This is a genomic window from Streptomyces sp. MGP-BFMKR1, from assembly GCF_057766585.1.
Genome location: NZ_CM173408.1, coordinates 2,555,143 through 2,565,178 on the forward strand (window position 1 = coordinate 2,555,143; position 10,036 = coordinate 2,565,178).

The 10,036-nt window shown below is 75.7% G+C and carries 1 protein-coding gene; it reads right to left on the reverse strand.

Annotated elements, in window-relative coordinates:
• Positions 1-10,035, reverse strand: a complete 10,035-nt coding sequence (locus AC3CHW_RS09475) for a type I polyketide synthase (protein ID WP_488470156.1) — start codon at positions 10,033-10,035, stop codon at positions 1-3.
• Between the last annotated feature and the right edge of the window lies 1 nt (position 10,036).

A 10,036-nucleotide genomic window follows, 5' to 3' on the forward strand; every position in this document is an offset into this window, starting at 1 on the left:
TCAGGTCGTACCGAGCTCCCGGTCGATCAGGGCGAACATCTCGTCGGCGGTGGCCGATGCGACGTGCGTGGCCTCGTGGTCGGGGACGGCCGCCGGTGCCGGCCGCGCGGTGGCGCCGGGCGCGGCCTCGGTCCACTTCCACAGCAGGTCCTGGAGCCGCTTGGCGATCGTGTCGTGGGTGGCGCCGTCGGCGGCGAGACCGGTCAGGGTCTCCTCAAGCCGGTCCAGCTCGCCGAGGACGGGGCGCGCGGCCCCGTCGCCGTCCGCGGCCTCCGGCAGCAGCTCGGCGCGCAGCCTGCGGGCCAACGCGAGCGGCGTGGGGAAGTCGAAGACGAGCGTGGCGGGCAGCTTCAACCCGGTGGCCGCGCCGAGCCGGTTGCGCAGTTCGACGGCGGTGAGCGAGTCGAAGCCCAGCTCGCGGAAGGCGCGGTGGGCATCGATGGCCGCACCGCCGTCCGCGTGCCCGAGCACGGCCGCGGCCTGAGTACGCACCAACTCCTGGAGCGCGTGGTCCTGTTCGCCACGGCTCCTGCCGGCGAGGCCGGCGAGCAGCGGCGTCGCGTCGGCGTCGGCCGCGCCGTCCGCGCCGTCCGCCGACTCGGCGGCGGCCAGCACCCGGCGCGCCTCGGGCACCTCGTCGATGAGGCGGCTGGGCCTGGCCATGGTGAACAGCGGCACGAACCGGTCCCACTCCACGTCGGCGACGGCCACGAACGTCTCGTCGTGGTCGAGCACCTGTCGCAACGCGGTGAACGCCAGGTCCTTGTCGAGCAGCGGCAGGCCGTGCCGGCTGGAGCGTTCGTTCTTCAGGGTGCGCAGCTCCGTGTTGCGCTCGTCCCAGTCGTTGGCCGCGTCCCAGATGCCCCAGGAGACGGCCGTGCCGGGCAGGCCGCGCGCCCTGCGGTCCTCGGCGAGCGCGTCGAGGTGGGCGTTGGCCGCCGCGTACGCGCCGTGCTCGCCGCTGCCCCAGAACCCGGCGATCGAGGAGAACAGCACGAACGCGTCCAGCGTGTCCGTGGCGAACAGGGCGTCCAGGTGGTCGGCGCCGAGCGTCTTGGCCCGGCACACCTCCGCGTACCGCTCGGCGGTCGTCTCCGCGATGGTGCCCAGCTCGATGTGGGCCGCGATGTGTACGACGGCGCGTACGGGACTGCCGTCGCGCGCCAGCCCGTCCACGAGGGCGGCCAGCGCGTCCCGGTCGGACACGTCACAAGCGGCGATGGTCACCCGCGCGCCGCGCCCCCGCAGGTCGGCCTCCAACTCGGCGGCGCCCACCGCGTCCCGGCCCTTGCGGCTGGTCAGCACCAGGTGCTCGGCGCCACGGTCGGCCAGCCAGCGCGCCAGGTGGCCACCGATGCCACCGGTGCCGCCGGTGACGAGCACGGTGCCGCGCGGCTGCCAGGCGCGCGGGGCGCTCCGGTCGGCCAGCGGCGCACGCACCATGCGGCGCGCGAGCGGGCCGGCGGCGCGCAGCGCGAGCTGGTCCTCGCCGGCACCGTCGCCGGCCAGCACCGCGCACAGCAGCCGCAGCGTCTTCTCGTCCACCGCCGCGTCCCCGGCCGCCGTACCGTCAGCCGTCGCGCCGTCGGCCGCCGTGTGGCCCGTCGCTGTCGCGTCGTCGGCCGCCGCGGGCAGGTCGACGAGTCCGCCCCACAGTCGGGGCTGCTCCAGCGCGGCGACCCGGCCGAGGCCCCACACCTGTGCCTGGAGCGCGCTCACGGAGCGGTCGGTCGCGGTCGCGGCGACCGCGCCCCGGGTCACGCACCACAGCCGCGCGCCGGCCCCGAGCCCACCGGCCCGGCCGGCCCCGTCCGCCGCGCCGCCGCCGGCACCGTCAACCGCCCCGTCGGGGGCGCCGTCGGTCGCTCCGTCGCTGGCTCCGTGGGTGGCGCCGCACCCCGTGGTCAGGTCGCCCAGTGCCTGGAGCAGGGCGAGCGTGCCGACGGCGCCCGCCGAGGTGCCCGCGTGCTCCGGGTGCGGGGCCTCGTCCAGCGCCCACAGGGAGACCACGCCGGCCAGTTCGGCGGCGTCCCCGGCGGCCTCGGCGATCCGCGCGGCGAGCTTCTCGCGCTGCGCGTCGGCGGCGTCCACCACCAGCCGCAGCGGCTCCGCCCCCCGCTCGCCCATGGCGCGCAGCACCCCGGCCGCCAGCGGGTCGGCGGCGTACGGGGCGGGCAACACCACGAGCCAGGTGCCCGCCAGCGTGGCCGGGAGCTTCGCCAGTTCGGTCTGCTGCCGCCAGGCGGCCCGGTAGCGCCAGGAGTCGATGACGGAGCGCTCACGGCGCTGCCGCCGCCACGCCGACAGCGCGGGCAACACCGCGCCCAACTCCTCCTGGCCCCCGTCCGCGCCCAGCGTCGCCGTCAGCTCCACCAGGTCCTCGCGCTCGACGGCCGCCCAGAACCGCTCCTCCACCGCGTCCTGCGGCGCACCGGTCGCCGCCCCGTCCGCGACCTGGCTCTCCAGCCAGTAGTGACGACGCTGGAAGGCGTACGTCGGCAACTCCACCGACCGCGCCCCGGCCAGCAACGGCGTCCAGTCCACCCGTACGCCCGCCACGTGCGCCTCGGCCAGCGAGGCCACGTACCGCTCCAGCCCACCGTCATCACGCCGCAGCGAGCCCACGGTGGTCACCGCCGCGTCCGCACCCGCCGTCTCCTGAACGCTCATCGACAACACCGGATGCGCCGCGCACTCCACGAACACCCCGAAACCATCCGCGATCAACCGCTCCACAGCCGGCCCGAACCGCACCTCCTGCCGCAGGTTCCGCACCCAGTACGCGGCGTCCAACCCCGCCGTGTCCACCGGCTCCGCCTCCACCGTCGAGTACAGCGGGATCTCGGCGGTACGCGGTGCCACGCCGTCCAGCACCCGCAGCAACTCGTCCCGGATCGACTCGACCTGCGGGGTGTGCGAGGCATAGTCCACGGGGATGCGCTTGGCCCGCACCTCGTCCGCCTCACAGCCAGCGATCAGCTCATCGAGGGCGGCGGGCTCACCGGCGACGACCGTAGAAGCCGCACCGTTCACCGCCGCGACCGCGATCCGCGCACCGTACGAGGCGATCCGCTCCTCCGCCTCCGCACGCGGCAACCCCAGCGAAACCATCCCGCCCTTGCCGGCAAGACGCTCGCCGATCACCTTGGAACGGAGCGCCACCACGCGCGCGCCGTCCTCGTACGACAGCGCCCCGGCCACCACGGCCGCAGCGATCTCACCCTGCGAGTGACCCACCACAGCGGCCGGCTCCACCCCGTACGAACGCCACAACTCCGCCAGCGAGACCATCACCGCCCACGAGACGGGCTGCACCACATCCACCCGCTCCAGCGAACCATCCACCTCAGCCGCGAAGTCCCAGTCAACGAACGGGGCCAACGCCTCACCGCACCGCGCCATCGACTCCGCGAACACCGGAGCCGAGGCCATCAACTTCCGCGCCATACCTACCCACTGCGCGCCCTGCCCCGGGAAGACGAAGGTGGTCTTGCCGTGGGCGGTGGCCTGGCCCTGTACGAGGTAGGGGGCGGGCTGCTGGTGGGCGAGGGCGGTCAGGGCGGCGGTGAGGGTGGCCCGGTCGGTGCCGATGACGGCGGCGCGGTGCGCGAAGTGGGCCCGCTCCGTGGCGAGCGAGTGGGCCACGTCGGCGGCGGCCAGGTCGGGGCGGGCCGCCAGCGCCTCGTGGAGGCGCTCGGCCTGGCCGCGCAGGGCTGCGGGGCTCTTGGCGGACAGCAACCAGGGCAGCGGCGTCCCCTCGGGCGCCGGCGCCAGCGCCGGGGCGGGCGCGGCGGGCGCGTCCGGGGCCTGCTCCAGTACGACGTGGGCGTTGGTGCCGCTCAGGCCGAAGGAGGAGACGGCGGCGCGGCGCGGGCGGTCGGTGGCCGGCCAGTCGGTGTGGTCGGTGAGCAGGGCGACGGCGCCGGTGGACCAGTCCACCTCGGGCGTCGCCTGCGCGACGTGCAGCGTCTTGGGCAGCAGCCCGTGCCGTAGCGCCTGCACCATCTTGATCACTCCGGCCGCTCCGGCGGCGGCCTGCGCGTGCCCGATGTTGGACTTCACCGAGCCGAGCCACAGCGGCTGGTCCGCGTCCCGGCCACGCCCGTACGTCGCGAGCAGGGCCTGGGCCTCGATCGGGTCGCCGAGCGTGGTGCCGGTGCCGTGTGCCTCCACCGCGTCGACCTCGTGGGCGTCCAGGCCCGCGTTGGCCAACGCCTGGCGGATGACGCGCTGTTGCGAGGGGCCGTTGGGGGCGGTGAGGCCGTTGCTGGCGCCGTCCTGGTTGATGGCCGAGCCACGGACGACCGCGAGTACCCGGTGGCCGTTGCGGCGGGCGTCCGAGAGCCGCTCGACGAGGAGCACGCCCACGCCCTCGGCGAGCCCGAAGCCGTCCGCGTCGGCGGCGAACGCCCGGCAGCGGCCGTCGGCCGACAGCCCGCGCTGCCGGCTGAACTCGGTGAACGCCGCGGGCGTCGACATGACCGTGACACCGCCGGCGAGCGCGAGAGCGCACTCGCCGTTGCGCAGCGCCTGCGCGGCCAGGTGCAGCGCCACCAGGGACGACGAGCAGGCCGTGTCCAGGGTGACGGCGGGGCCTTCGAGGCCGAGCGTGTAGGCGATGCGACCGGAGGCGACGCTGGCGGTGTTGCCGGTCATCCGGTAGCCCTCGGCGCCGTCGCCCGCTCCGTCGCCGTACGCGTAGTGGGTCAGGCCGGTGAACACCCCGGTGTGGGTGCCGCGCAGGGTGTCGGGGTCGATGCCCGCGCGCTCCAGCGCCTCCCAGGAGGTCTCCAGGAGCAGCCGCTGCTGCGGGTCCATGGCCAGCGCCTCGCGGGGCGAGATGCCGAAGAACTCCGCGTCGAACTCGGCGGCTTCGTGCAGGAACCCGCCCTCGCGCACGTACGTCCTGCCGGGTGCCTCCGGGTTCGGGTCGTACAGGCCCTCCACGTCCCAGCCGCGCCCGCCGGGCAGCGGCGAGATGGCGTCGCCGCCGGCGGCGACCAGGTCCCACAGGTCGTCGGGCGAGCTGATGCCGCCGGGGAAGCGGCAGGCCATGCCGACGATGGCGATCGGATCGTCATCGGTGCCGCCGGTGCCGGAGCCGGCGCGGGCGCCGGGGGCCGGGAGCGCGCCGGGGGCCTGCTCGCCGGCGAGTTCGGCGGCGAGGTGCGCGGCGAGCGCGGCCGGGTTCGGGTAGTCGAAGACCAGCGTGGCGGGCAGCTTGAGGCCGGTGCGGGTGATCAGGCGGTTGCGCAATTCGACGGCGGTCAGCGAGTCGAAGCCGATCTGCCGGAAGGCGCGGCCGGGTTCGACGGCGGCGGGCGTGCCGTGGCCGAGTACGGCGGCGGCGTCGGCCCGGACCAGGTCGGTCAGCTCACGCTCGGCGTCGGCCCGGGGCAGGGCGGCGACGCGGGCGGCGAGCCCGCCGGGCGCCCCGTCGGCCTCGGCCGCCGGGGCGGTGGCCGCCGACGCGAGGGCGGCGAGCGCGGCGCGAGCCTCCGGCACGCCCTCCAGGAGGCGGCTGGGCCGCTCCGTGGTGAAGACGACGGCGAACCGGTCCCAGCGCATGTCGATGACGACGGCGTTGGTCTCGCCACCGTCCAGGGCCCCCTGGAGCGCGGTGGTGGCCGCCTCCGGGTCCATGGCGAACACGCCGTGCCGGCGCGCCCGCTCCCCCACCTCGCCCTCGGCCATGCCGGAGCCGGCCCAGGTGCCCCAGGCGACGGCGGTCGCGGGCAGGCCCTGGGCGCGGCGCACCTCGGCGAGCGCGTCCAGGTGGGCGTTGCCCGGGGCGTAGTTGCCCAGGCCGGGGGTGCCGAGGACGGCGGTGAAGGACGAGAAGAGGACGAACGCCGACAGGTCGAGGTCGCGGGTCAGCTCGTGCAGGTTCTCCGCGCCGCGCGCCTTGACCCGCAGTACGCGCTCCACGCGCGCGTCGGTGAGCCCGTCGACCATGCCGTCGTCCAGGACGGCGGCGGTGTGTACGACGGAGGTCAGCGGGTGCTCGGCGGGCACGTGGGCCAGCAGCGCGGCCAGTTCGTCCCGCTCGGCGATGTCGCAGGCCGCGAGGGTGACGCGGGCGCCGAGCCCGGTCAGCTCGCGCTCCAGTTCGGCGGCGCCGGGCGCGTCGGCGCCCCGTCGGCTGACGAGGAGCAGGTGCTCGGCCCCGTTGCGGGCGAGCCAGCGGGCGACGTGCGCGCCGAGCGCGCCGGTGCCGCCGGTCACGAGGGTGGTGCCGCGCGGGGCCCAGCCCGCCTCGGTGCGCTCCGGGGCAGACGCGGCGGCGCGTACGAGTCGGCGCGCCCGCACGCCGCCCGGGCGGACGGCCAGTTGGTCCTCGCCGTCGATGCCGGTCAGGCAGGCGGCCAGCGCGGTCTGGGCGCGCTCGTCCACGGCGGCGGGCAGGTCGACGAGGCCGCCCCAGGTACGGGACTGCTCCAGGGCGACCACCCGACCGAGGCCCCAGACCTGAGCCTGGGCCGCGCCCCGTACACGCTCCCGCTCGTCGGTGGCCATCGCGGACTCGGTGGCGCACCACAGGGGCGCGTCGAACCCGCCGTCGCCGAGGGCCTGTACGAGGCGCAGGGTGGCGGCGTGGCCTCGGGTGAGGGCGGTGTGGCCGGGCAGCGGGCGCTCGTCCACGGCGGTCAGCGCGAGGACTCCGGCCAGGTCGGTGACGTCCGCGCAGGCGGCCCGGAGGGCGTCGGCGAGCGCGGCGCGGTCGGTGGTCGCCGGGTCAACGGTCAGCGTGACGGCGCGCGCCCCGGCCCGCTCCAGGGCGTGCGCGGCGCCGGTGGCCCAGCCGCCGCGCGACCCCTCGGGCCAGGCGTACGCCGCGTCGGCTGCTCCCGGCGCGGGCTCGGCCGGCGCGTCGCCGGTGCCGGCGGCCGGGAGCACCAGCAGCCAGGTGCCGGACAGGACGGGCGCGTCCGGAGTGGCGAGGGGCTGCCAGGTGACGCGGTAGCGCCAGGAGTCGATGACGGAGCGCTCGCGGCGCTGCCGCCGCCAGGTGGCGAGGGCCGGCAGTACCGAACCGAGCCCGTCGGGCCCGCTCTCGACGCCCAGCGTCGCCGCCAACTCCTCCAGGTCCTCACGCTCGACGGCCGCCCAGAACCGCTCCTCCACCTCGTCCCGGGGCAGCGCCGCCGCGTTCGCCGTGGCCTCGGCGTCGGTCGCGTCGAGCCAGTACCGCTCACGCTGGAAGGCGTACGTCGGCAGCTCGACGGCGCGGGCCCCGGCCAGCAGCGGCGTCCAGTCCACCCGTACGCCCGCCACGTGCGCCTCGGCCAGCGAGGCCACGTACCGCTCCAGCCCACCGTCATCACGCCGCAACGACCCCACGGTGGTCACCGACGCGTCCGCACCCGCCGTCTCCTGAACGCTCATCGACAACACCGGATGCGCCGCACACTCCACGAACACCCCGAAGCCATCCGCGATCAACCGCTCCACAGCCGACCCGAACCGCACCTCCTGGCGCAGGTTCCGCACCCAGTACGCGGCGTCGAGCCCCGCCGTGTCCACGGGTTCGGCCTCCACCGTGGAGTAGAACGGCACCTCGGCCGAGCGCGGCGCCACGCCGTCCAGCACCCGCAGCAACTCGTCCCGGATCGACTCGACCTGCGGGGTATGCGAGGCGTAGTCCACGGGGATGCGCTTGGCCCGCACCTCATCGGCCTCGCAGCCGGCGATCAGCTCGTCCAGCGCGGCGGGCTCGCCGGCGACGACCGTAGAAGCCGCACCGTTCACCGCCGCGACCGCGATGCGCGCACCGTACGGGGCGATCCGCTCCTCCGCCTCGGAGCGGGACAAGCCCAGCGAGACCATCCCGCCCTTGCCCGCAAGCCGCTCGCCGATCACCTTGGAACGGAGCGCGACGACCCGCGCCCCGTCCTCCAGCGACAACGCACCGGCGACCACCGCCGCAGCGATCTCACCCTGCGAGTGACCCACCACCGCTGCCGGCTCCACCCCGTACGAGCGCCACAGCTCAGCGAGGGAGACCATCACCGCCCACGAGACGGGCTGCACCACATCCACCCGCTCCAGCGAACCATCCACCTCAGCCGCGAAGTCCCAGTCGATGAACGGCGCAAGGGCCTCACCACACCGTGCCATCGACTCCGCGAACACCGGGGCCGAGGCCATCAACTCCCGCGCCATCCCCACCCACTGCGCCCCCTGCCCCGGGAAGACGAAGACCTGGTTGCGGGCGCCGCCGGTGGTTTCGCCGGTGGTGACGTGGGGGGCGGGGCGGCCCTGGGCGAGGGCGGTGAGGCCGTCGAGGAGCGCGGCGCGGTCGTCCGCGACCACCACGGCGCGGTGTTCCAGGTCGGCGCGCGTGGTCGCCAGGGAGAGGGCGACGTCGCGGGCGTCGACCTCGGGGCGGTCGGTGAGGTAGGCGCGGAGCCGGCCCGCCTGCGCGCGGAGCGCGACCGGGTTCTTGCCGGAGACGGGCCACGGTACGGGCCCGGTGGCCGGCGTGGTGGCGGGCGTGGTGGTCCGGCCCGGGGTGGTCGCTTCGGCGGCGTCCGGGGTGGTGGCGCCGGCCTCTGCCGGGGCACCGGACGACGGCGGCTCCTCGAGGATGACGTGGGCGTTGGTGCCGCTGACGCCGAACGAGGAGACGGCGGCCCGGCGCGGGGCATCGGACCGGGGCCAGTCGCGGGCCTCGGTGAGGAGTTCGACGGCGCCCGACGTCCAGTCCACGTGCGGCGTCGGCGCGTCCACGTGCAGCGTCTTCGGCAGCAGCGCGTGCCGCATGGCCAGCACCATCTTGATGACGCCGCCGACGCCGGCCGCGGCCTGGGTGTGCCCGATGTTGGACTTGAGGGAGCCGAGTCGGAGCGGGTCGGCGCCGGGCGCGCGCTGCCCGTACGTGGCGAGCAGGGCGTGCGCCTCGATGGGGTCGCCGAGCCGGGTGCCGGTGCCGTGCGCCTCCACGGCGTCCACGTCACCGACGCCGAGCCGCGCGTCGGCCAACGCCTGCCGGATGACGCGCTCCTGCGAGGGCCCGTTGGGCGCGGTGAGGCCGTTGCTGGCCCCGTCCTGGTTCACGGCCGAGCCCCGTACCACCGCCAGCACCTGGTGACCGTTCCTGCGCGCGTCGGACAGCCGCTCCACGAGCAGCACGCCCACGCCCTCGGACCACCCGGTGCCGTCGGCCGCAGCGGCGAACGACTTGCACCGACCGTCGGCCGCCAGGCCGCGCTGCCGGCTGAACTCGACGAACAGCTCCGGCGTGGGCATCACCGTCACGCCGCCCGCGAGGGCGAACGAGCACTCGCCCTTGCGCAGCGCCTGCACGGCCAGGTGCAGGGCCACCAGCGACGAGGAACACGCGGTGTCCACGGTGACGGCCGGGCCCTCAAGGCCGAGGGTGTACGAGACCCGGCCCGAGATGACGCTCGCGGCCTTGCCGGTCATCCCGTAGCCCTCGATGATCTCCGGCGCGGTGCGGCCGAAGACGCCGTACCCGGGGTGGCCGGCGCCCATGAAGACGCCGCCGTCGCTGCCCGCCACCGACGACGGGTCGATCCCGGCCCGCTCCAGCACCTCCCAGGACGTCTCCAGGAGCAACCGCTGCTGCGGGTCCATGGCAAGGGCCTCGCGCGGTGAGATGCCGAAGAACTCCGCGTCGAACTCGGCCGCGTCGTGCAGGAACCCGCCCTCGCGCACGTAGCTGGTGCCCGGCGTGGACAGCTCCGGGTCGTACAGGGCGTCGGTGTCCCAACCCCGGTCCTCGGGGAACGGCGTGATCGCCGTCGCGCCCGCGTCGCCCCCCGTGGCCCCGTCCTCGCTCCGTACGGCCCCGTCGCCGCCCCGTACGGCCCGGTCGCCCGGCTCGGCGACGTCGGTGATCAGGTGCCACATGTCCTCGGGCGAGCGCACGCCGCCCGGGTAGCGGCAGGCCATGCCGACGATCGCGATGGGCTCCTGGTCGCGCTGCTCCATCTCCGCGATGCGGCGACGGGCGGTGCGGAGGTCGGTGGTGGCTCGCTTCAGATAATCGCGGAGTTTGTCTTCGTTGTTCACC